General features: G+C 74.2%; 25 protein-coding genes. 17 read left to right on the top strand and 8 right to left on the bottom strand.

Going from position 1 to position 22,084, the window contains the following annotated elements:
- Positions 1-44 precede the first annotated feature (44 nt).
- On the top strand, positions 45-461 hold the full coding sequence (locus tag DSM104299_RS14260) for a VOC family protein (RefSeq protein ID WP_272477980.1): 417 nt from the start codon (positions 45-47) through the stop codon (positions 459-461).
- 30 nt (positions 462-491) lie between these two features.
- Here DSM104299_RS14260 and DSM104299_RS14255 read toward each other — a convergent pair whose 3' ends face one another.
- On the bottom strand, positions 492-1,328 hold the full coding sequence (locus tag DSM104299_RS14255) for a CpsB/CapC family capsule biosynthesis tyrosine phosphatase (protein ID WP_272477979.1): 837 nt from the start codon (positions 1,326-1,328) through the stop codon (positions 492-494).
- A 114-nt stretch (positions 1,329-1,442) separates the two neighbouring features.
- A complete protein-coding gene (locus DSM104299_RS14250; protein ID WP_272477978.1) occupies positions 1,443-2,663 on the bottom strand; it encodes a glycosyltransferase in 1,221 nt (406 codons plus the stop codon).
- Positions 2,664-2,748: 85 nt separating this feature from the next.
- Here DSM104299_RS14250 and pip point away from each other — a divergent pair, with 85 nt between their 5' ends.
- Complete coding sequence (gene pip / locus DSM104299_RS14245) at positions 2,749-3,663, top strand: prolyl aminopeptidase (RefSeq protein WP_272477977.1); 915 nt, start codon at positions 2,749-2,751, stop codon at positions 3,661-3,663.
- A gap of 256 nt (positions 3,664-3,919) precedes the next feature.
- On the opposite strand, the gene DSM104299_RS14240 is transcribed toward pip, so the two are convergent.
- Complete coding sequence (locus DSM104299_RS14240; protein WP_272472513.1) at positions 3,920-4,903, bottom strand: helix-turn-helix domain-containing protein; 984 nt, start codon at positions 4,901-4,903, stop codon at positions 3,920-3,922.
- Positions 4,904-5,087: 184 nt separating this feature from the next.
- On the opposite strand from DSM104299_RS14240, the gene DSM104299_RS14235 reads away from it, so the two are divergent.
- A complete protein-coding gene (locus DSM104299_RS14235) occupies positions 5,088-5,492 on the top strand; it encodes a cupin domain-containing protein (protein ID WP_272477976.1) in 405 nt (134 codons plus the stop codon).
- A 27-nt stretch (positions 5,493-5,519) separates the two neighbouring features.
- Entirely contained in the window at positions 5,520-6,458 is a 939-nt protein-coding gene (locus tag DSM104299_RS14230) for a class I SAM-dependent methyltransferase (RefSeq protein WP_272477975.1), read from the top strand.
- 9 nt (positions 6,459-6,467) lie between these two features.
- Here DSM104299_RS14230 and DSM104299_RS14225 read toward each other — a convergent pair whose 3' ends face one another.
- From DSM104299_RS14225 to DSM104299_RS14210, 4 genes are all read right to left on the bottom strand, one after another.
- Positions 6,468-7,334, bottom strand: a complete 867-nt coding sequence (locus DSM104299_RS14225) for an RNA polymerase sigma-70 factor (RefSeq protein WP_272477974.1) — start codon at positions 7,332-7,334, stop codon at positions 6,468-6,470.
- A gap of 10 nt (positions 7,335-7,344) precedes the next feature.
- Positions 7,345-7,908 (bottom strand): carboxymuconolactone decarboxylase family protein, encoded by a 564-nt coding sequence (locus tag DSM104299_RS14220; RefSeq protein ID WP_272477973.1) that lies wholly within the window; start codon positions 7,906-7,908, stop codon positions 7,345-7,347.
- 115 nt (positions 7,909-8,023) lie between these two features.
- A complete protein-coding gene (locus DSM104299_RS14215; protein ID WP_272477972.1) occupies positions 8,024-9,340 on the bottom strand; it encodes a Vgb family protein in 1,317 nt (438 codons plus the stop codon).
- A 27-nt stretch (positions 9,341-9,367) separates the two neighbouring features.
- Positions 9,368-9,850: a MarR family winged helix-turn-helix transcriptional regulator gene (locus DSM104299_RS14210; RefSeq protein WP_432419782.1), complete on the bottom strand. Its 483-nt coding sequence runs from the start codon at positions 9,848-9,850 to the stop codon at positions 9,368-9,370.
- Between the two features lie 81 nt (positions 9,851-9,931).
- Between DSM104299_RS14210 and DSM104299_RS14205 the strand changes: the two genes are divergently transcribed.
- Positions 9,932-10,582, top strand: coding sequence for an FMN-dependent NADH-azoreductase (locus DSM104299_RS14205; RefSeq protein WP_272477970.1), 651 nt, complete (start codon positions 9,932-9,934; stop codon positions 10,580-10,582).
- A gap of 8 nt (positions 10,583-10,590) precedes the next feature.
- Here DSM104299_RS14205 and DSM104299_RS14200 read toward each other — a convergent pair whose 3' ends face one another.
- A complete protein-coding gene (locus DSM104299_RS14200; RefSeq protein WP_272477969.1) occupies positions 10,591-11,586 on the bottom strand; it encodes a LysR family transcriptional regulator in 996 nt (331 codons plus the stop codon).
- Positions 11,587-11,687: 101 nt separating this feature from the next.
- Here DSM104299_RS14200 and DSM104299_RS14195 point away from each other — a divergent pair, with 101 nt between their 5' ends.
- Genes DSM104299_RS14195 through DSM104299_RS14140 form a run of 12 tightly spaced genes read left to right on the top strand, consistent with a single transcriptional unit; the run spans position 11,688 to position 22,080 of the window.
- The gene (locus DSM104299_RS14195) at positions 11,688-12,563 is read left to right on the top strand and encodes an FAD binding domain-containing protein (RefSeq protein ID WP_272477968.1); all 876 of its coding nucleotides are present in this window, start codon (positions 11,688-11,690) and stop codon (positions 12,561-12,563) included.
- Between the two features lie 4 nt (positions 12,564-12,567).
- Complete coding sequence (locus tag DSM104299_RS14190) at positions 12,568-13,056, top strand: (2Fe-2S)-binding protein (protein WP_272477967.1); 489 nt, start codon at positions 12,568-12,570, stop codon at positions 13,054-13,056.
- Between the two features lie 3 nt (positions 13,057-13,059).
- The gene (locus tag DSM104299_RS14185) at positions 13,060-15,432 is read left to right on the top strand and encodes an aerobic carbon-monoxide dehydrogenase large subunit (protein ID WP_272477966.1); all 2,373 of its coding nucleotides are present in this window, start codon (positions 13,060-13,062) and stop codon (positions 15,430-15,432) included.
- On the top strand, positions 15,429-16,244 hold the full coding sequence (locus tag DSM104299_RS14180; protein ID WP_272477965.1) for an XdhC family protein: 816 nt from the start codon (positions 15,429-15,431) through the stop codon (positions 16,242-16,244). The genes DSM104299_RS14185 and DSM104299_RS14180 overlap by 4 nt, the downstream gene beginning before the upstream one ends.
- Entirely contained in the window at positions 16,237-16,818 is a 582-nt protein-coding gene (locus DSM104299_RS14175) for a nucleotidyltransferase family protein (RefSeq protein ID WP_272477964.1), read from the top strand. The genes DSM104299_RS14180 and DSM104299_RS14175 overlap by 8 nt, the downstream gene beginning before the upstream one ends.
- The gene (locus tag DSM104299_RS14170) at positions 16,815-17,711 is read left to right on the top strand and encodes an AAA family ATPase (RefSeq protein WP_272477963.1); all 897 of its coding nucleotides are present in this window, start codon (positions 16,815-16,817) and stop codon (positions 17,709-17,711) included. The genes DSM104299_RS14175 and DSM104299_RS14170 overlap by 4 nt, the downstream gene beginning before the upstream one ends.
- Positions 17,701-18,891 (top strand): vWA domain-containing protein, encoded by a 1,191-nt coding sequence (locus DSM104299_RS14165; protein ID WP_272477962.1) that lies wholly within the window; start codon positions 17,701-17,703, stop codon positions 18,889-18,891. The genes DSM104299_RS14170 and DSM104299_RS14165 overlap by 11 nt, the downstream gene beginning before the upstream one ends.
- Before the next feature lie 11 nt (positions 18,892-18,902).
- Positions 18,903-19,646: an SRPBCC family protein gene (locus DSM104299_RS14160; RefSeq protein ID WP_272477961.1), complete on the top strand. Its 744-nt coding sequence runs from the start codon at positions 18,903-18,905 to the stop codon at positions 19,644-19,646.
- A 7-nt stretch (positions 19,647-19,653) separates the two neighbouring features.
- Positions 19,654-20,733, top strand: a complete 1,080-nt coding sequence (locus DSM104299_RS14155; protein WP_272477960.1) for an XdhC family protein — start codon at positions 19,654-19,656, stop codon at positions 20,731-20,733.
- Positions 20,730-20,894, top strand: coding sequence for a hypothetical protein (locus tag DSM104299_RS14150; protein ID WP_272477959.1), 165 nt, complete (start codon positions 20,730-20,732; stop codon positions 20,892-20,894). Before DSM104299_RS14155 ends, DSM104299_RS14150 begins: the two co-directional genes overlap by 4 nt.
- Positions 20,895-20,908: 14 nt before the next feature.
- Positions 20,909-21,235, top strand: coding sequence for a hypothetical protein (locus DSM104299_RS14145; protein WP_272477958.1), 327 nt, complete (start codon positions 20,909-20,911; stop codon positions 21,233-21,235).
- Positions 21,235-22,080 (top strand): TIGR03560 family F420-dependent LLM class oxidoreductase, encoded by an 846-nt coding sequence (locus tag DSM104299_RS14140; protein WP_272477957.1) that lies wholly within the window; start codon positions 21,235-21,237, stop codon positions 22,078-22,080. Before DSM104299_RS14145 ends, DSM104299_RS14140 begins: the two co-directional genes overlap by 1 nt.
- Positions 22,081-22,084 lie beyond the last annotated feature (4 nt).

The raw sequence follows: 22,084 nt of genomic DNA, 5'->3' as shown, positions 1-22,084 counted from the left end.
GGGGCCCGCTTGTCAGACCAAGATCTGTGCGAGCATCCGACGTCATGAGCCTCTCCTTCGTGCACACCTGCATCCGCGTCCGCGACCCCGGGGCGTCCGTGCGCTTCTACTCGGCGCTGGGCTTCGAGCCGCGCGGCCGGCTGAACTTCGCCACGGCCTACAACATCTACATGGGCCTGCCCGGGGCGGGCGACCAGCTCGAGCTGACCGTCAACGTCGGGCGCGAAGCGCCATACGACCTGGGCGATGGCTACAACCACATCGCCTTGACCGTCGAGGACATCACCTCGACGCTGGCGGCGCTGGAGGCCGACCTCGGCGTGACGCCCGAGAAGCCGCCGTTCCACCCCGGCGACCGCGACGACCTGCCGCTCATCGCATTCGTCGCCGACCCCGACGGCTACCGGATCGAGCTGATCGACGGCGGCCGCTTCGCCACGCCGCAGGACGCGCCGTCCTGAGCGCCGGCGGCGCTGGTCAGACCAAGGCGGCTAGACCGACGCGCTGCTCAGCCGGCGCGCCGCGGCACGGACGTGCGCGAGCGCGTCGCGGCCCGGACCCGCGCGCAGGGGCAGCGGCGCGTCGACGTGGGGGAGGCCGTGGCGCAGCAGGAAGCGCGGGTTGGCCTGGGTGAGCTGGAGGACTTGGGCGCGCGACGCGCCGGCCGCCACCGCGGGCGCCTCGCCGTCGCGCAGCGTGTGGTCGCGGTGGCCGGGGTGGCCGTCGGAGGCGATGACGTAGGCCAGCCGCGACCGCACGAGCCGGCGCGCGGCGTCGCGGGCCTCGGCGCCCTGGCGGCCGAGCAGCGAGCAGGCGTTGACCTGGAGCACGGCGCCCGCGCGCAGCGCCGGGCGCAGCAGCGCCAGGCCACCGTCCAGGAAGCCCTGCGCTCGCTCCGGATGCGCGATGACGATGCCGAAGCCGCGGGCGCGAATGGCGTCCAGCCCGGCGACGAACTCCTGGTCGACCCCCGCGAACGGGACCTCGGCCAGCACCCAGCGCGCGTCGCGCGGGCCGTGGGCGATCAGGTCGAGCTCCGCCGCGGTCAGGTCGTGGGCGGCGGCGGGGTGGATCTCACCGCCCGCGTGCAGGCGCAGCCCGATGCGGCGCCGGTCCAGCTCGGCCTGGAGCGCGCCGGTGCGGTCTGCGATCTCGCCGACGACGACGCCGTCGAAGTAGGGCGAGCCGACGTGCGGCGTGACGGTCGCCTCGGTCACGCCGGCGGCGACCATCCGCTCGGCGTGGCGGACGGCGGTGGCGAGGTCGGGCGCGCCGTCGTCGACGCCCGGCAGCAGGTGGAGGTGGAGGTCGGCGCGGGTCACACGCACGTTTTCGGCGCTCAGCGGGGAAATGGTGTTACCAAGTGGCAATCGTGCCGGGGACGGGCCTCACACGGTACGACGTCCCACGGATGCCCCCGAGGCGGCGGCGACGGCGGGCGCTCAGCCGCGGCTGGCCACGCCGACGACGTCCTCGAACGCGTCGATCGCCTCGTCGACGGGCGGCAGCGCGGCCATCGCGGCGGAGATCTCGACGGCCCGGCGGCGCGGGGTCCGGTCCGTCAGCAGGCGCAGGACGGCGGGGGCGAGGCCGGCGATCGCGTCGCCGTTGGGGAGGTCGACGACGAGCCGGGTGTCGCGGTCGGCCGCGAGCGCGATGCCGGCGCCGGCGCGCTGCACCGCGTCGGCGTTCGCCCACTGGTCGATGCTGAACAGCGGGATGACGACGGTCGGGACGCCGTGCGCCAGCGCGCCGAGCGTCGAGCCGTAGCCGCCGTGGACGATCGCCGCGGCGGCGTGGGGGAGCACGGCCTCCTGTGGCACCCAGCGGGCGACGTGCACGTTGGCGGGCACCGGGCCGAGCGCGGCCGGGTCGGGCAGGTCGCCGGTCGTCACGAGCAGGCGGATGGGCAAGGACGACAACTCGTCGACGACCATCCGGTACAGCGCCGGGAAGTAGGGCATGTGCGGCTGGCCGGCGACCGAGCCGAGGCTGAAGTAGACGAGCGGGTCCGCGTTGTCGGGCCACCACTGCGGCAGCGGCGCGCTGTCGCGGACGGTCAGCACCGGGTCGGCCTGGCGGAAGCGCCGGACCTCGGCCTGCCGGTCGCCGCCGTCCAGCGCGGCGGGCATCATGGTGAACAACGGCGTGCCGTGCAGCCGCGCGGCCTCCGGGTCGGCGGGCAGCCCGATCTCGTCGCGCAGGACGTCCAGCGCGGGCGCCACGAGGTCGTTGGACCACGCGTCGAGCGCGCCGAGGCCGAGCGCGACGCGCACGACCGGGATGTCATACAGGTCGGCGACCAGGGTGGAGGCGTACTCCCAGCTCTCGCGCACGATCAGGTCCGGCCGCCAGCTCTCGACCACGGCGCGCAGGCCCGGCAGCGCCGCGGTCGTGTCGACGCGCCCGAAGAACTCGCCGACCATCGCGCAGTTCGCGTCGTCGATGCCCATGGCCATGAACGCGCCGACGCGCGCACGCCACTCGGCCTGGTCGGGATCGTCGACGGGCGCGTGCGGGAGGCCGGTGCGGGCCACGTTGGCCTCGTGCTGGCGCTGGGCCACGACGAGCACGTCGTGCCCGGCGCGCCGCGCGGCGTGCCCGAACGGGGCGAGCGGCAGGACGTGCCCGGCACTGCCGCGCGTGGTGAGGAGGATCCGCATCCGGCCATGGGAGCACCATGCGCGACGCCGCGGTATACGGCAGCCCGTTCGCGCCGGGGTACGGGTATCGCGAGAACCTAGGAAGATGCCGCGGGTGCACGGGAGCCTCGACGTCGGCGACGGACACGCGATCTGGTGGGAGGTCCACGGCGCGGCGGACGGCAAGCCGGCGGTGGTCCTGCACGGCGGGCCCGGGTCCGGCGCGGGCGCCTGGTGGACCGAGCTGTTCGACCTGGAGCGCTACCGCGTCCTGCTCTTCGACCAGCGCGGCTGCGGGCGCAGCACCCCGCACGCCGGGGCGCCCGCCGTCGACCTGTCGGCCAACACGACCGACCACCTCATCGCCGACGTCGAGCGGCTGCGCGGGCACCTGGGCATCGAGCGCTGGCTCGTCCTCGGCGGCTCCTGGGGATCGACGCTCGGCCTGGCCTACGCGCAGCGCCACCCGGATCGCGTGACCGAGATGGTGCTGTTCTCGGTGGTCACGACGACGGCGCGCGAGGTGGAGTGGGTCACCGAAGGCGTGGCGCCGCTGTTCCCGGAGGCGTGGGAGCGCCTCCGGGCGGGGGCGGAGGGCCGGGCGGAGGGCGAACCTCTTGTTGATGCCTATAACAACCTGCTGGTGGATCCCGACCCGGCGGTCCACGTGCCTGCGGCGCGCGCCTGGTGCGCCTGGGAGGACGCGCACGTCGGCGGCGACGCCGACCCGCGCTACGACGACCCGACGTTCCGGCTCGCGTTCGCCCGGCTGGTGACGCACTACTGGCGCCACGCCGCGTGGCGCGGGCCGACCGAGCTCGCCGACGGCGCCGCCGCGATCGCGCACGTCCCGGCCGTCCTCATCCACGGCGACCGCGACGTCGGCTCACCGGCCGACGTCGCCGAGGACCTCGCCGGCCGCTGGCCCGCGGCCGAGCTCCAGATCCTCGCCGACCGTGGGCACGGCGCGGGCGGCACTGCCTCCGCCGCGATCACCGCCGCGCTCGCGCGCTTCGCCTGAGCGGCCGGCCGCCGCCGGTCCCGGCTGGGCTGGAAGACGCCGCCGTCGTTGCTGGCCCGGGAAGCCGCTTTCCCAGGAGGGCCGCGCCGGCACGACGCATCCGCGACGGGTCCAACCGCTCGCGAAGGTGGCGGCCGTCGCGGCGTTCATGGCGTCCGACGAGGCCTGCGGGATGACGGGAACGACCGTCAAACCTGACCGTGGCAGCCTCGACGACTAGGCTGAACGGACTCCGAGTTGTGCCGACGGGTGTGGCTCATCGGGGCTCCATCTTTTTGGCACCGTAGACGAGCTCGGCCGGGCAGCGCCCGGCCGTGTGTCGTCCGTGGTGATCTCGCTCGTAGTTGTATTCGTTGATGTAGGTGTTGAGGTGGCGGCGTAGGCCGGTGAAGCGGACCTGTAAGAAGCGGGCGAAGGCCGGTCGCCAGCACTCTTCCAGGACGGTGCGGTGTAGGCGTTCGACGTGGCCGTTGGTCTGTGGGCGTCCGGAGCGGGTCTGGGTGTGAGCGACGCCGTCGGGCAGGGCCGCGGCGAAGGCGCGCCGGCCGAATTCGTTGCCGTTGTCGGTCAGGACCCGCTCCAGTTGCCAGCCGGCGGCCGAGAGCTCTTTGGCGATGCGGTGGGCGAGTTTTGAGGTGTGTTCGACGGTCGGCCCGCTCGGTGGGCAGACGACCAGGTCGGCCCAGGCAAAGGAGCTGTAGGTGTCGCAGGCGGTGATCTGCCAGACCGGGCCGGCGCTGCCATGCAGGCGCCCGACAAAGAAGCAGTCGATGCCGACCAGCTCGCCGGGACGGTTGCTGTCGATGTGGGGCTCGGGCTCGGGCTCGCGCGGCGGCTCAAACGGAGCGCGGTAGCCGGCGACCAACGCCAGGCGCTTAGCCCGCGTGTTCAGGCCGTGGCGAACCAGGGTCTTGTAGACGCCGTTGGGCGAGACGATCAGCCCGCCCCACTGCGGTCGGGCCAGGCGCGTAGCGATCCGCCGCGGGCCGAGCCCGGGATGGCCCAGCGCGAAGGCGACGATCCGTTGTTCGACCATCGGCGAGAGCTGGTTGGGCATCTGCGGCGAGCGTCGTTCTCGGGGCCGCAGCATCTCGAGGCCGGACTTCTGGACCTGCTGCTTCCAGCGGTAGTAGGTCGAACGATGAACACCCATCAGACGGCAGGCCTCTGAGACTCCGCGCTCAGCGGCCAGCGAGAACAGCTGCAGGCGATAGCCGAACAGCACGTCATCCTTGGTCATGCGACTCCTCGACTCCTTGGTTTGGCGACTTCGGAGCCTGAGTCGCAACCCGGACGGGCCCGCCTTCGGCGGGCCCGTCTGAGGTCAAGGCATAGATCTCAAACGACAGACAACTGTCGCGAGAACATGGAGTCTGTTCAGACTAGGCCAGGGCACGTCCTGCGCGGTGGCGTAGGATCGCGCCGTGCCGTTCACGCTGAGGAACATCAAGGCGGATCTGGAGGACGTCGGGTCCAGGTTCGACGGCGCGCCGGGCCTGGAGTTCCGCATGGCGACCCAGGCGCTCGAGCTCGAGCACTCCGGCCTGAGCTACCAGCGCGTCCCACCCGGCTATCGCTTTCCGTACGGCCACACGCACAGGACGCAGGAGGAGGTGTACGTGGTCCTGCGCGGGAGCGGGCGGATGAAGGTCGACGACGAGATCGTCGCGCTCCAGGCATGGGACGCGGTGCGCCTCCCGCCCGGTGCGTGGCGAGGCTACGAGGCCGGGCCGGAGGGCCTCGAGATCCTCGTCATCGGCGCGCCGAACCTCGGCGCGGCGCAGCGCGACGACGTCACCGGCCAGCGCGACTGGTGGGCCGACGAGTAGCGCTCGGCTCACGCGATACTCCACGGCGTGAGCGACGTTCAGGACGAAGTGGGCCCGGTGCCGCCGGCGGAGCTGGCCGGCTACATCGTGGGCCTGGAGGCCAGCGACGGCGTCGTCGCCGCGTACCGGAGACAGGGCGCCGAGCTGCGGGAGGCGATCGTCCGCGAGCTGGGCGGCGTGTGGCCGAGCGACGGCGCCCGCGCGTTGGACTTCGGCTGCGGGAGCGGCCGCGTCCTGCGGCAGTTCGCCGCGACGGTCGCGCCCGGCCAGCTGGTCGGCTGCGACATCGACGAGCCGTGCGTCGCATGGGTGCGCGATCACCTGGACGGCGTCGAGGCGGTCCTCACGGGCGAGGCGCCGCCGCTGCCGTTCGACGACGCGACGTTCGACGTCGCCTGGTCGATGTCGGTCTTCTCCCACCTGACCGACCGGTGGGCGCAATGGCTGCTGGAGCTGCGCCGCGTCGTTCGCCCGGGCGGACGGCTGCTGATCAGCGTCGCCGGCGGCGGCGCCAGCCAGCAGCTAGCCGGGGAGGACTGGGACCCGGACCGCATCGGGATGACGGTGCGCGGCCCCGGCCGCCCGTGGCGGGCCGGCGGCCCGATGGTGCTGCACAGCGAATGGTGGATCCGCGCCCACTGGGGCCGCGCGTTCGACGTGGTGGCCTTCGAGGCCGGGGGACTCGCCGGCCAGGATCTCGTCCTGCTCGAGCGCCCGTCGACGCCGGCGCCCAGCGCGGCGGACCTGCAGGCGCCGGAACCCGGCGAGCCGCGGGAGCTGACCGCGGCGCTGCACGCCGTCGCGCTCGCGCACCGCGAGCACCTCGAGCTCAACCGCCAGCACGACGCCTACGCCGAGGCCTACGTCGCGGAGATGGCGACGACCGCGGAGCTGCGCGAGCGGATCGCCGCGCTCGAGCAGCAGGTCGCCCGGGGCGCCGGCCGCCGCGGGCTGCTGCGCCGCTGACCCCGACGCTCACCGGGCGAGCTCGGCGGGCGCCTCCAGCCGCGTCAGCTTCCGCGGGTTGCGCATCACGTAGACGCGGGTGATCCGTCCGTCCTCCACGACGAGGCTGACCAGCGTCAGCTCGTCGCCGACCGCGATCCGGCCCGCCGGCGCGCCGTTGAGCCACACGGTCGTCGTCTCCAGCGGGGCGGCCGCCCGGTCCGCGCGCGCGAGCAGCTGCGCGACCCGCTCGACGCCGTGGATCGGATGGCGCACGGAGGGCGCGAGCCCGCCGCCGTCGGCGATCAGGACCACGTCCGGCGCCATGACCTCCATCAGCTCCTGCAGCCGTCCGGTGCGCAGCGCCAGCAGGAAACGCTCCACGACGGCCTGCTGCTCGGACCGGTCCACCTGCACCCGCGGCCGCCGGGCCGCCACGTGCTCGCGTGCCCGCCGCGCGATCTGCCGCACCGCGACCGTCGACTTCCCGATGGCCTCGGCGATCTCGCCGTAGGGCATCTCGAAGACCTCGCGGAGCACGAACACCGCCCGCTCGGTCGGCCCGAGGGTCTCCAGCACGGTCAGCATCGCGATCGACACGCTCTCGGCGAGCTCGACGTCCTCGGCGACGTCGGGGCTGGTCAGCAGCGGCTCGGGCAGCCACTCGCCGACGTAGTCCTCGCGCCGTCGCGACACCGCGCGCAGGCGGTTGAGGGCCTGCCGCGTGACGACCCGGATGAGGTACGCCCGCGGCTCGCTGACCTGGGACTGGTCGACGTCGGCCCAGCGCAGCCAGGACTCCTGCAGCACGTCCTCGGCGTCGGCCGCCGACCCGAGCATCTCGTAGGCGACCGTGAACAGCAGGGCGCGATGGGTGACGAACGGGTCGGCGGTCATGACGTCGGCGCTAGGCCGCGACCTCCGGGCGCCCGGCCAGCGGGATCTCGCACGCGTCCGAGAAGCCCTGCGACTCGATGCCGAACGCCGCGTTGCCGCGGGTCGCGAAGTTCGAGAACCCGATGAACACGGTCAGCTCGACCAGCCCGGCCGGGCCGAGGTGGTCGAGCAGGCGCGCCGACAGCTCGTCGGTGACGGTAGGCGGCGTGTTCGTCATCGCCTCGGCGTACTCCAGCACGTCGCGCTCCAGCGGGGCGAACACGTCGGACTCCCGCCAGCGCGGCACCTGGCTCGCCTTGGCCAGGTCCAGGTCCTTGTTCAGCGCCTGGAAGTAGCCGAGGTCCAGGCACCAGCTGCAGCCGACCTGCGCCGCGACGGCCATGTGCGCGAACGACTTGAGGCTCTCGTCGCACGCGTCCCACTCGGCGACCTTGCCACCGAACTCGCCGGAGGACTCGGCGACCTTCGGGTTGTGGAACGTCACCTCGAGCGGCTCCGGCACGGCGCCGAACTGCTCGATGTAGATGTCGCTGAGCGTCGTGGGGATCTCGGTCTTGGGAACGCGAAGGGCCATGGTGTCTCCTTTGGTTGCGGGGTTTGGCATGGAGACACCGCCGCGCCCGCAGGCGTGACACCTCAGGGAACTCCCCCGAAACGGCCGATGCAATGCTCGCTAATCGGCGTTATGTCTACTTGGAAACGGAGAGGCGGCGTTCGCGCACGGTCACGTTGCCGGCGGTGTCGGCGACGACGATCCGGACCGTCAGGCGGCTGCCGGTGCGCAGCAGGCGGCGCAGCGCGGCGGATGTGGCCGTGACCCGGACCGTGAACGCGCCGAGCCTGGTCCGGCGGAGCGTCACCGACGGACCGAGGCGGCTGCCCGGACGCCTGCCGTGCGACGGACGGCGCAGCTCGACGCGGACCTTCGCCGGCTCGGACACCGACAGCCGCAGCGCGATGCCGCGGACGAGCGACGCGCGGCGGGCCTTGCCGGGCGCGGAGACGATCGTGACGCGCGGCGCCGTGGTGTCCATAACCGGTGACCGGGCGGGCGGCGGCACGACGCCGGCCGCCGGCGGAGCAGGCGCCGGCGCCGGCCTGTCCGGACAGGTCGGCACGGTCGCGATGCCGAACGGCGTCATCAGCAGCCCGCCGCTGGTCACGGTCTGGACCGCGCCGGTCCCGAGGTCGACGCGGAACACCGATTTTGCGCCGGCGTCGGCGATCAGCGCCCGGCCCGGCCCGTCGCCCTCGATCTCGCGCGGCGTCTGCAGGCCGTGGCCGACCACGACCGGCGTCTGGACGCCGGGCGACGCCGGATCGACAGTGAACAGCCCGCCGCGCTGCATGTCGGTCAGCAGCAGGCGGCCGTCGTGCCAGAGGATGCCCTGCGGGTGCTGGCCCGGACCCGGATCCTGCGAGACGACCGTCTGCGCGCCGGATGCCCGGTCCACGGCGATGACGCCGCCGCGCGTGTCGGCGAACGCGTCGGCGTCGGCCACGAACGTCCGGCCGTCCGGCGCGAGCGCGACGCCCAGCGGCGTCACGAAGCTCCCGCCGCCGGCCACGACCGTCTGCTCACCGCTCCTCAGGTCGACGCGGATGACGCCGCCCGAGCCGCCGAGCGCCTCCTCGTCGGAGGACAGCAGCCGCCCCTGCTCGTCGAGCACGCCGCCGACCGGATGCACGAGCGGCGGCCCGCCGGCGATCGTCGTGATCGTGCCGTCGGCCAGCGAGACCCGGAAGATCTTGGCCGCCCCGGCGTCGCTGACGATCGCGTCGCAGGTGGCCGGATCGACGACCAGGCCCTCGGGGTCCACGAACGGCCCGCCCTCGGCCACGACCGACTGCGCCCCGGTCGCCGGGTCGACCGCCACCAGGCGATTGGCCTCGAGGTCCGCGACCAGGATCGTGCCCACGGGCTTGGGCTGCGCGGCCGGCACGGCCGGCGCGCCGACGGCGCCGAGCGCCATGAGGGCAGCGAGCACTGCGGCTGGGCGGCGCATGCGCCTACCGTACGCCGATCGTCGCGCTCAGTCGGTCGGCGCCGGAACCGCGGCGGCCGCCGCGCAGTCCCCGACGTGGCCGCCGGTCGCCCGCTGCAGGAGGCGGTATAGCGTCTCGCGCTCGTCGACATCGAGTGCCCCGAGGACCTCGTTCTCGGCCGCGGCCAGCGCGCACTCGGCCTCGCCGAGGCGCTGGGCGCCGTCGGCGGTCAGCGCGACGATGTGGCGGCGACGGTCCTCCTCGGCGCGCAGGCGGGAGATCAGGCCGGCCTTCTCGAGGTCGTTGAGCAACCCCACCAGGTTGGTCCGGTCGATGTGGAGCATCCCGGCCAGCGCCTGCTGCGTGCTGCCGCCGTGGTCGCGCAGGACCGTGAGCGCCACGAGGTGGCGCGGACGCAGCCCGAGCGGCGCCAGCGCCGACTCCGAGCGCAGACGCGTGAGCCGCGCGAGATGGTCGAGCAGCGCGGACGAGCGGTGGGTCGTGGACTCGGTGCCGGCGATGGCACGCAGTGTATTGCGCGAGCGAGCATGTGTTGTATGGTGCCATTCGTTGGTCTTACACAAACGAATGACGAAGGACGACACGCTCCCATGCCGCATCTCCTGCACATCGACTCGAGCATCCAGGGCGACCGCTCGATCAGCCGCCGGCTGACGGCACGCGCCCGCGAGCGCTGGCTGGCCACCCATCCCGCCGGCACGGTCGCCTACCGCGATCTCGGCGCTCAGCCGATCCCGCACTTCGACGCCGCCTCCGGCACGGCGCGCATGGTCCCGCCGGACACGCACACGCCGGCACAGGCCGAGTCCTATGCCTTGACGCGGGAGCTCGTCGGCGAGATCGCGGCGGCCGACACCATCATCTTGGGTCTCCCCCTCTACAACTTCGGCCCGCCCAGCACGGTCAAGTCCTGGGTCGACCACCTGATCGCTCCCGGCCTGTCGCTCAGCGCCGAGACCGGTGAAGGCCTGCTCGGCGGCCGCGACTTCCTCGTGCTCGCCTCGCGCGGCGGCGGCTACCAGCCGGGAACGCCGCGCCACGGCTGGGACCACGCCGAGCCGTGGCTGCCGCACGGCATCAGCCTCACCGGCCTGCAGCCGCGCTTCATCGCCGCCGAGCTCCAGCTCGCCGAGACCACGCCCGCGATGTTCGACCTGATCCCGCAGGCCGCCGAGAGCCTCGCGGCCGCCGCCGAGCACGAGATCGACGAGCAGTGGGCGGACGCCGCCGTCGCGGCGTAGTTGATGATCTAGTCGCCGGTGGGGCGGGCGACCGAGTGCCACAGCGTGGCGTGCACCGGGGCGCGGACCAGCGCCGCCGGCACGCCGCGCCGGGGCGCCGCCATCGCCTGCGTGGCGTCGGCGCTGGTCGTGAAGCGCCGCAGCCGCGACGCCCCGGTCAGGCAGTGCTCGTCGGGCAGCGTCGTCGCGTACCAGAGGTCGACGACCGGCGTGCCGCGCACGGCCAGCCGCGCGATCGTCCGCCGCCGCAGCGCCGCGGCCGACGCGTGCCACAGCGCGAGCATCACGCCCTCCCCCGCCGTCACCGCCGACAGCGCGGCGGCGTCGCTGGGGAACACGCGCACGTCGGCCGGCGCGATCCGCGCACGGGCGAAGTACCGCGACGCGGGCGACCCGCGCTCCACCCCTTCGGAGCCGACGAGCCAGCGTGCGTCCTCCAGCTCGCTCGGCGCGACCGGCTCGCGGCCCGCGAGCCGGTGCGCCGGCGGCGCCACGACCACCATCCGGTAGCGCAGGAACGGCGCGACGACGAGGGCCGGCGACGCGGCGATCGACGGCCGCGGCCCCAGCGTGATGTCCGCGCGCCGGCGGTCGAGCAGCTCGGCGAAGCGCGCGGGCGGCGCGACGTCGACGGTCGCGTGGACCTCCGGCGTGCGCTCGGCGAACGCGGCCAGCAGCGGACCGATCACGTGCTCCTCGACCGCGCCGGTGACGGCGATGTGCAGCAGGCGCTGCACCGGCCCGTCGCCGTCGGCCGCCAGCCCGCCGCGGGCGCGCCGCGCGAGCTGCCCGATCTCGGTGGCCAGCGACGCCAGCCGCGTGCCCTGGGCGGTCAGCACCAGCCCGTGGCCCTCGCGCTGGTAGAGGTCGTCGCCCAGCTCCTCGCGCAGGATCCGCACCGCGGCCGACACTGCCGGCTCGCTGACGCCGAGCTCCCGCGCGGCCGCCTTCACCGAGCCCAGGCGGGCGACCGTCGCGAAGATGGCGAGCTGTCGAAGGGTCATGAAGCGTTTGGTTCATCGCCGCTTGCCCAGCCGAGCCTACGCCTGCCAGGTTCGAGGTCGCAAGCCGTCTCGTCGTGAACGGTGAGAGGAGCACAGGGTCGATGCAGATTCCCGCGGCGTTCGAGTACGAGCGCGCAACCAGCGTGGAGCACGCGCTCGAGCTGCTGCGTTCCGGCGGCCCGGACGCCCGGCTCCTGGCCGGCGGCCACTCGCTGCTGCCGATGATGAAGCTCCGGCTGGCCGCGCCCGAGCTGTTGATCGACCTCGACGCGCTGAGCGACGAGCTCGGCTACGTCCGCGAGGCCGACGGCGAGGTCCGGATCGGGGCCCTGACGCGCCATCGCGAGATCCTGGAGTCCGCGCTGATCGCGGCGCGCTTCGGCGTCTTCATCGACGCCGAGAAGCTGATCGCCGACCCCGTCGTCCGCAACCGCGGGACGATCGGCGGCGCGCTGTGCCAAGCCGACCCGGCGGAGGACATCTCCGCCGCGTGCGCGGTCGTCGGCGCGCGGCTGGTCATCCAGGGATTGGACGGCCAGCGCACGATCTCGATGCGCGAGCTGCACTCCGGCCCGTACGAGACGACGATCCGCGACGCCGAGATGCTGGTCGAGATCCGCGTGCCGGTCCAGCCCGGGATCGGCAGCGCCTACGAGAAGGTCAAGCGCCGCGTCGGCGACTGGGCGATCGCGGCGGTCGCCGCCGCGGTGCGGCTGGACGGCGGGACGATCGCGTCCGGCGCCGTGGCGCTGACCGCCGTCGGCGGCGACGTCACCGCGCAGCGCGCGTCCGACGCGCTGACCGGCGCGCCGCCGTCGGAGGAGACGTTCGCGCAGGCCGCACGGCTGGCCGCCGAGGACTGCGCACCGCAGACCGACCAGCGCGGGTCGGCCGAGTACAAGCGCCATCTGGCCAACGAGCTGACGCTGCGCGCGCTGCGCTCGGCGACCGCGCGGGCACTGCGAGAGGAGAGCTGAGGCGATGCAGGTCACGCTGACGATCAACGGCGAGGAGCGGTCTGCCGAGGTGGAGCCCCGCACCTTGTTGGTGCACTTCATCCGGGACGACCTGGACCTCACCGGCACGCACTGGGGCTGCGACACGTCGAACTGCGGCGCGTGCGTCGTCCTGGTCGACGGCCGGCCGGTCAAGTCCTGCACGATGCTCGCCGCGACCGCGGCGGGCCACGAGCTCCGGACGGTCGAGGGCATGGAGCAGGATGGTGTCCTCGATCCCGTCCAGCAGGGCTTCATCGCCCAACACGGCCTCCAGTGCGGCTTCTGCACGCCGGGGATGCTGCTCACCGCGCGGGCGCTGCTGGACGAGAACCCGAACCCGACCGACGCCGAGATCCGCGAGGCGATCTCCGGCCAGATCTGCCGCTGCACGGGCTACACGAACATCGTCAAGGCGATCCGGTGGGCGGCCGACCACGCGCCGCAGACCGCGACCGCGACCCCGGAGGCCTGAGCCATGGCCGCGATCGACGAGCCCGCCGCCCCGCCGATGGGCTACGGCCGGATGACGCGCAAGGAAGACCCGCGCTTCGTCCGCGGCCAGGGCCGGTACATCGACGACCTGAAGCTGCCCGGCATGCTGCACGGCGCGATCCTGCGCTCGCCGCTGGCCCACGCGAAGATCCTGTCGATCGACACGTCGGCCGCGGTCGCGCACCCCAAGGTGCGGGCGGTCGTCACCGGCGCCGATCTCGAGGGCCTGAACCTCGCGTGGATGCCGACGATGTCGGCCGACACGCAGGCCGTGCTGGCCACCGACAAGGTGCGCTTCCAGGGCCAGGAGGTCGCCTTCGTCGTCGCCGAGGACCGCTACGCCGCGCGCGACGCGCTGGAGCTGATCGACGTCGACTACGAGGAGCTGCCGGTCGTCGTCGACGCGCGCCGCGCGCTGGACGCCGGCGCGCCCGTGATCCGCGACGACAAGGAGGGCCAGACCGACAACCACATCTTCGACTGGGAGGCCGGCGACCGCGACGCCACCGCCGCGGTGTTCGACGCCGCCGAGGTGCGCGTCGAGCGCGACATGATCTACCCGCGCTGCCATCCGGCGCCGCTGGAGACGTGCGGCGCGGTCGCGCAGATGGACCCGGTGATGGGGCAGCTCACGCTCTACACGACGACCCAGGCGCCGCACGCGCACCGCACGGTGTACGCCTTGGTCGCGGGCCTGCCCGAGCACAAGATCCGGATCGTCCCCGGCGACATCGGCGGCGGCTTCGGCAACAAGGTCCCGGTCTACCCGGGCTACGTCTGCGCGATCGTCGGGTCGATCCTGACCGGCAAGCCGGTGAAGTGGCAGGAGGACCGGGCCGAGAACCTCATGTCGACCGGCTTCGCCCGCGACTACATCATGAAGGGCGAGATCTGCGGGACCCAGGACGGGAGGATCACCGGCCTGCGCGTCGACGTGACCGCCGACCACGGCGCGTTCAACGCCACCGCGCAGCCGACGAAGTACCCGGCCGGGTTCTTCCACATCTTCTCCGGGTCCTATGACCTGGAGGCCGCGCACTGCTCGGTCCACGGCGTGTACACCAACAAGGCGCCGGGCGGCGTGGCCTACCGCTGCTCGTTCCGGGTGACCGAGGCGGTGTACCTGGTCGAGCGCATGGTCGACGCCTTCGCGCTGGAGATCGGGATGGACCCCGCGCAGCTGCGGCTGAAGAACTTCATCCGGCCCGAGCAGTTCCCCTACCAGTGCAAGACGGGCTGGGAGTACGACTCCGGCGACTACCCGCGTGCGATGAAGCTGGCGATGGAGATCGCGGGCTACGACGACCTGCGCCGCGAGCAGGAGGGCAAGCGCGAGCGCGGCGAGCTGATGGGCATCGGCATCTCGTTCTTCACCGAGACCGTCGGCGCGGGCCCGCGCAAGGACATGGACATCCTCGGCCTGGCGATGAACGACGGCGCCGAGCTGCGCGTCCACCCGACCGGCAAGGCCGTGCTGGGCGTGAGCTGCATGAGCCAGGGCCAGGGCCACGAGACGACGTTCGCGCAGATCGTCGCCGAGGAGCTCGGGATCTCGCCGGCCGACATCGAGGTCGTCAACGGCGACACCGACCGGACCCCGTACGGCCTCGGCACCTACGGGTCGCGGTCGACGCCGGTGTCCGGCGCGGCGACCGCGCTGGTCGCGCGCAAGGTGCGCGAGCGGGCGCGACTCATCGCGGCCGGCATGTTGGAGGTGTCGCCCGAGGACCTGGAGTGGACCAAGGGCGAGTTCCACGTCAAGGGCGATCCGTCGGCGTCCAAGACGATCGCGGAGATCGCGATGGCCGCGCACGGCGCGGGCGACCTGCCACCGGGCGTCGAGGGCGTGCTGGAGGACATCGCGGTCTACAACCCGCCGAACCTGACGTTCCCGTTCGGGGCCTACATCTGCGTGGTCGACATCGACCCGGGCACGGCGCAGGTCTCCGTCCGGCGCTTCATCGCGGTCGACGACTGCGGCGTGAAGATCAACCCCATGATCGTCGAAGGCCAGATCCACGGCGGGCTGGCCGAAGGCATCGGCATCGCGCTGATGGAGCTGATCGCCTTCGACGACCAGGGCAACTGCCTCGGCGGGTCGTTCATGGACTACCTGATCCCGACCGCGCTGGAGGTCCCGGAGTACGAGCTGGGCGAGACGGTGACGCCGTCGCCGCACCATCCGATCGGGGCCAAGGGCGTGGGCGAGTCGCCGACGGTCGGCTCGCCGCCGGCGGTGGTCAACGCCATCATCGACGCGTTGCACCCCAACTACGGCGTCGACCACATCGACATGCCCTGCACGCCGTCGCGGGTGTGGGACGCCATGCAGGGCCGGGCGGCGCCGCCGCAATGATCGGCGCGCGGCTCTCGGAGCGGGCGCGGGCGCTGGCCGCCGCGCGGTCCGCGTACGTCGTCGCCACGGTCGTGCACGCGCGGTCGCCGACGAGCGCACGGCCGGGCGACGTCGCGCTGGTGCTCGCCGACGGGACCGTCGAGGGCTTCGTCGGCGGGGTGTGCGCGGAGTCCTCGGTGCGGCTGCACGCGCTGCGGGCGATGGAGACGGGCGAGCCGTTGTTGTTGCGGTTGGTTCAGGATGGCGCGCCGGCGGACGGCCAGGAGGCCGACGACGGCGCGATCGTCGAGCACAACCCGTGCTTGAGCGGCGGCGCGCTGGAGATCTTCCTGGACCCGGCGCTGCCGCCGCCGCGCGTCCTCGTGGTCGGCGACGCGCCGGTGGCCCTGGCGCTGCGCGAGCTGGCGCCGCACCTCGGGCTCGAGCCGGTCGCGCCGGCCGCCGGCGTCGTGGCCGTCAGCGGCGAGGACCTGGCGCTGGTGGTCGCGTCACATGGGCGCGACGAGGAGGCGGCGCTGTGCGCGGCGCTCAACGAGGGCGTGCCCTACGTCGGGCTGGTCGCGTCGCCGCGCCGCGGCGAGGCCGTCCGGGCGTCGCTGGACCTGCCGGACGAGCTGCGCGCGCGGCTGCACACGCCCGCGGGCCTGGACATCCACGCGCGGACGCCGCCGGAGATCGCGCTGTCGATCCTGGCGGCGATCGTCGACGAGCGCCGCTCGGGCGCGCCGCGCGGGACGCCGGTCCCGGGCGTGCCGGTGCAGGTGCCGACCATGGAGCACGGCGTCGGCGACTGCTGCCACGGCCATGGCTGACGCCCGGGTCTGCGGCCTGGTCCTGGCCGCGGGCGGCTCACGCCGCCTCGGGCAGCCCAAGCACCTGCTCCCGTTCGGGGAGCGGACGCTGTTGGACCACTCGCTCGCCACCGCCCGCGCGTGCGGCTTCGAGCAGCTCCTCTGCGCGGTCGGCGGCGCGGCGCAGGACGTGGTCGCGCAGGTCGACCTCCGCGACGTCGAGGTGGTGCACAACGCCGCGTTCGGCGCCGGGTGCTCGTCGTCGATCGCGGCGGCGCTGGGCGCGGTGCGGCCGTCGATCGACGTCCTGGTGCTGCTGCTCGGCGACCAGCCAGGCGTGACGACCGCGATGGTGGACGCGCTGCTCGCCGGCCGCGGCGACGCGGCGTACGCGGTCTGCCGCTACGACGACGGCCGCGGGCATCCGTTCGCGTTCTCGCGCAGCACGTTCGCCGCGCTGGCCGACCTGCACGGCGACAAGGCGGTGTGGAAGCTGCTGAAGCGGCACGCCGACCGCGTCGTCGAGGTCCCGGTCGCCGGCCCGGTCCCGCGCGACGTCGACACGTGGGAGGACTACGAGGCGGTGCGGCGGTGAGCCTCGGCCTCGCCGATCCCGACGCGCTCGCGGCCCGCCTGGCCGCGGTCGACTACCTCGCCGACGACGGGCTCGCCACCGCGTTGTACCTGGCCTTGGCCCTCCCCCAGCCGCTGCTGCTCGAAGGCGAGGCCGGCGTCGGGAAGACCGAGGCGGCCAAGGCGCTGGCGGCAGCGCTGGACACGCCGCTGATCCGCGTGCAGTGCTACGAGGGGATCGACTCGGCGGAAGTGCTGTATGAGTGGAATTACCCGCGCCAGCTGCTGGCGATCCGGCTGGCCGAGGCCGGCGACGCGCAGCTCTCGGAGGACGCGCTGTTCTCCGACGACTACCTGATCCGGCGGCCGTTGTTGATGGCCATCGAGCATCCGGGCCCGCGCCCCGCGGTCCTGCTCATCGACGAGCTCGACCGCGCCGACGACGACTTCGAGGCGTTCCTGCTGGAGCTGCTGGCCGAGGCCTCCCTGACGATCCCCGAGCTCGGGACGATCCGCGCGGAGCACCCGCCGATCGTGGTCCTGACGTCCAACCGCACGCGCGACCTGCACGACGCGCTCAAGCGCCGCTGCCTCTACCACTGGATCGACTACCCGTCGCCCGAGCGCGAGGCCGAGATCGTCCGCCGCCGCGTCCCGGCCGCCGACGACCGCCTCGCCGCCGAGGTCGCCCGCGCCGTGCGGCGGCTGCGCGCCGCCGACGTCCAGAAGCCGCCGGGCATCGCGGAGGCGATCGACTGGGTCGCCGCGCTGCACGCCCTGGGGTTGTCGGCGCTCGACCCAGTCGCCGCCGACCGCACGCTCGGCGCCGTCCTGAAGTACCGCGAGGACCAGGAGACGACGCGCGCCGCGGGGCTCGACCGCCTGGTCGGAGCGGAGGCCGGCGATGCCGCCTGACGCGGTGGACCTCCCGCTGCTCGCCGCGCGCTTCGGGCGCGCGGTGCGCGAGGCCGGCATCCCGTGCTCGCCGGAGCGGTCGGTGCGGTTCGCGCGGGCGCTGCAGGTCGCGCCGCCGGCCACCCGGGACCGGCTGTACTGGACGGCGCGGGCGGTGTTCGTCTCGGGCCACGCGCAGGTCGGCGCGTTCGACGGCGTGTTCGCGCGGGTCTTCGACGGCGTCGTCGACCCGGCCGACGCGCGCGGCGACCCGCACGCGCCGCCACCGCCGGGCTTGGAGCGCGGGACGCAGCGGCCGCCGCCCGGCGCGCCGCGAACGGCGGACGAGGGCGGCAGCGCGCGCCCGTCCTCCTCCCCCACCGCCGCGCCCGGCGACGACGCCGACGCCAGCGCGCTCGCCGTGCCCGTCGCCAGCGCCGGCGAGCGGCTGGCCGCCAAGGACTTCGGCGACGTCGAGCCCGACGAGCTGCTCGCGCTGCGCCGGCTGATGGAGCAGCTGCACGTGGCGACGCCGACGCGGCGGACCCGGCGCGCGCGGCGGGCCCGCCGCGGCGAGCGCCTCGACGTCCGCGCGACGCTGCGCGCCAGCCATCGCACCGGCGGCGACCCGGTCCGGCAGCTGCGCCGCCGGCGCCTGCGCGCGCACCGGCCGCTCGTGGTCCTCTGCGACGTCTCGGGCTCGATGGAGCCCTACTCGCGCGCGTTCCTCATGTTCTTGCACAGCGCTGTCGGCGGCGCGGACGCCGAGGCGTTCGTGTTCGCCACGCGCCTGACCCGGCTGACGCGCGCGCTGCGCGGCCACCAGCCCGATCTCGCGATCGCGCGGGCGGCGGCCGCGGCCCCGGACTGGTCGGGCGGCACGCGGATCGGCGCGGCGCTCGCGCGGTTCAACGCCGAGCACGGCCGGCGCGGGATGGCGCGCGGCGCGGTCGTGGTCATCGTCTCCGACGGCTGGGAGGTCGGCGACCCCGACGTCGTCGGCCGCGAGATGGCGCGCCTGCGCCGGCTGGCCCACCGCGTCGTCTGGGTCAACCCGCGGCTGGCCGCGCCCGGCTTCGCGCCCGCCGCGGGTGGGATGGCGGCCGCGCTGCCGTCCTGCGATGCGCTGGTCGGCGGCCACAACCTGCTTGCGCTCGGCGACGCCATCGCGGCGATCGGCGCGCGGACGATCCCGAGCTGAAGGACGACAACATGGAGTTCGAGAACACGTTCCTGGTCCAGGCCCCGCTCGACGAGGTCTGGGACCTGCTGCTCGACGTCGAGCGCATCGCGCCGTGCATGCCCGGCGCGCAGGTGCTGGAGCAGACCGGCGACGACGCCTACAAGGTGGCCGTCAAGGTCCGGCTCGGGCCGATGACCATGAACTACAAGGGCGACGTCGAGATCCTCGACAAGGACGTCGTCGCGCACCTGGCGACGATGCGCGCGAAGGCCAAGGAGGCCCGCGGCCAGGGCACCGCCTCCGCCGACATCCGCATGGCCCTGCGCGAGCAGCCCGGTGGGACCGAGGCCTCGATCACGACGACGATGCAGATGTCGGGCAAGGCCGCCGCCATGGGCCAGGGTGTGCTCAAGGACGTCGCCGCCTCGCTGACCGACACGTTCGCGCAGAACCTCGCGGGGATGGTCGAGCGCGGGGGCGCCGCGGAGGCCGCGGGCCCGGCGCCCGCCGCCGTGGAGGCCCACGCGCCGCACGCCGCCGTGGAGGCCGACGCGCCGCACGCCGCGGAGGCTCGGCCGGCCGCCGCCCCCGAGCCCCCGCGCGCCGTTCCTCCGGCGTCTCCGCCGCCTTCGCCGGCCGAGGCCGCGGCGCTGCCCGTCGGCTCCCTCGTCAAGGCCGTCGCCCTCGGTCGCCTGCGCGATCCCAAGACGCTCGGCGTCCTGGCCCTCGTCCTCGCGCTCGGCGCGTTCCTGCTGGGCCGCAAGCGGAGCTGACGGGTCGATGCGCGAGCTGCTCGACGCCCTTGGCCGTTGGGAGGCGCGAGGCCTCCAGGTCGCCACCGCGACCGTCGTCGACACGCAGCGCTCCGCGCCTCAGCCGCCGGGCGCGAAGCTCGCGCTCAACGCCGACGGCGACGTCGCGGGCGCGGTCTCGGGCGGCTGCGTCGAGAGCGCGGTCGTGGAGGTCGCCGCCGACGTGCTCGCCGGCGGGCCGCCGCGCCTGCTGCATTACGGCATCGCCGACGCCGAGGCGTGGGACGTCGGGCTGCCCTGCGGCGGCGAGCTCGACATCTGGGTCCAGCGCCACGACGCGGCCGGCCACGGCGGGGCGTTCGCCCGCCGGATCCGCGACGGCGAGCGCGTCGCGCTGGTCACCGCCGTCGACGGCCAAGTGCCCCAACCTGGTGCGACGCTGCTCGTCGGCGCCGACGCCCACGCCGACGGCACGCTCGGCGACCCCGACCTCGACGCCGCGGCCCTCGACCTCGCGGCCGCGGCGCTCTGGACCGAGCGCCGCGGCCTGCACGACACGCCGCATGGCCGCGTCTTCGTCGACGCCGTCGCCCCGCCGCCGCGCCTGCTCGTCTTCGGCGCCGTCGACTTCGCCGCGCAGCTCGCGGCGCTGGCCACCGTCGCGGGCTGGCGCGTCTTCGTCATCGACCCGCGGTCGCGCTTCGCCACCGCGAGCCGCTTCCCCGCGGCCGAGCGCGTGGTCGCGCAGTGGCCGCAGGAGGCCGTCCCGGTGCTGGGCGGCGTCGACCGCGCGACCGCGGTCGTCGTGCTGACCCACGACCCCAAGCTCGACGACGCCGCGCTCGGCCTGGCGCTGCGCTCCGACGCGCCGTACATCGGGGCGATGGGCAGCCGCCGCGCGCAGGCCCGCCGCCGGGAGCGCCTGCGCGCCGCCGGCTTTGACGACGCCGACCTCGCCCGCCTCTCCGCGCCGGTCGGCCTCGACCTCGGCGCCGTGACCGCCGAGGAGACCGCGGTCTCGATCCTCGCCGAGCTGATCGCCGTCCGCCACGGCCGCGACGGCGGCCGCCTCAAGGACGCCCGCGGCCGCGTGCACCAGGCGACATGACGTTCCTCGGCGCCCACCTCGCCGGCATCCCGATCGAGGAGACGCTCCTCGGCTTCGCGCCGGTCGGCGTCGCCGGCGTCACCGCGCTCACCGCGTACATGACCCAGCGCGTCCGCGCCATGCTGCGCCGCGGGCGCGTTGACCGCCACCACCCCGCCTGACAACGTTCGGCGCCATGCGCCGACACCTCTCCTACGCCAACCTCATGGCGACCCTCGCCCGCTTCTTCGCCCTCGGCGGCGGCGCCTACGCCGCGACCAAGCTCCCCAGGAACTCCGTGACCTCCACGCAGATCAAGAGCGGCTCGATCGCCGGGGCCGACATCGAGGACAAGGAGGACTGCTCCGCGCGCGGCGGGCACCTGCCGTCGTGGCTGCAGCTGACGTGGGTGCGCAAGCAGGCCGACATCGCGTGGGCCCAGGGCGCCGGCTCCAACCAGTACGAGCTGACCGGCGAAGTCAACGACCCGGCCGCGGGCGTCCTGACCCAGGTCAACGGCTGATGCGCGTCGCGCTGATGATCGAGGGCCAGGAGGACGTCACCTGGGAGGACTGGGTGGCGCTGGCCGAGGCGTGCGAGGCCAGTGGGATCGAGGCGCTGTTCCGCTCCGACCACTACCTGTCGGTCGGCGGCCACCCCGAGCGCGGTGCGCTCGACGCGTGGGGCACGATCAACGCGCTCGCCGCGCGCACGACGACGCTGCGGCTCGGCACGATGGTGTCCCCTTCGAGCTTCCGCCACCCGTCGGTCCTCGGCAAGCTCGCCACGACCGCCGACCACGTCTCCGGCGGCCGGATCGAGCTCGGCCTCGGCACCGGCTGGTCGGAGGTCGAGCACACGGCCTACGGCTTCCCGTTCCTGTCGATGCGCGAGCGCATGGACGTCCTGGAGGAGCAGCTCGCGATCATCCACGACGGCCACTGGGGCGACGACGACAACTACTCGTTCGCCGGCGCGCACTACACGCTGCGCGACCTGTCCGCCTACCCCAAGCCCGTCCAGGCGCCCCACCCGCCGCTGATCCTCGGCGGCGCCGCGGGCCCGCGCGCGGCGCGCCTCGCCGCCCGCTACGCCGACGAGTACAACACCGTGATGCCCACGCTCGAGGAGGCCGTCGAGCGCAAGGCCCGGATCGACGCCGCCTGCGCCGCCGCCGGCCGCGACCCGATCCCGTTCTCGATGATGGGTCCGCTGCCCGGGCCGGTCGGCGACGCGACGATCGCCACGCTGAAGGGCTTCGCCCAGGCCGGCGTCGCGCGCGTCTTCGTCCAGCACCTGGAGCACCGCGACCTCGCGACCGTGACGCGCATCGGACAGGAGCTTGTCCCGCCGCTGGCCCAGGCGTAGCCTC

Origin of the sequence: Baekduia alba (assembly GCF_028416635.1) — a bacterium.
GTDB classification, from domain to species: Bacteria; Actinomycetota; Thermoleophilia; order Solirubrobacterales; family Solirubrobacteraceae; genus Baekduia; species Baekduia alba.
Note: the sequence above shows the minus strand (reverse complement) of the source record. Positions and strands in the feature narration are given on the sequence as shown.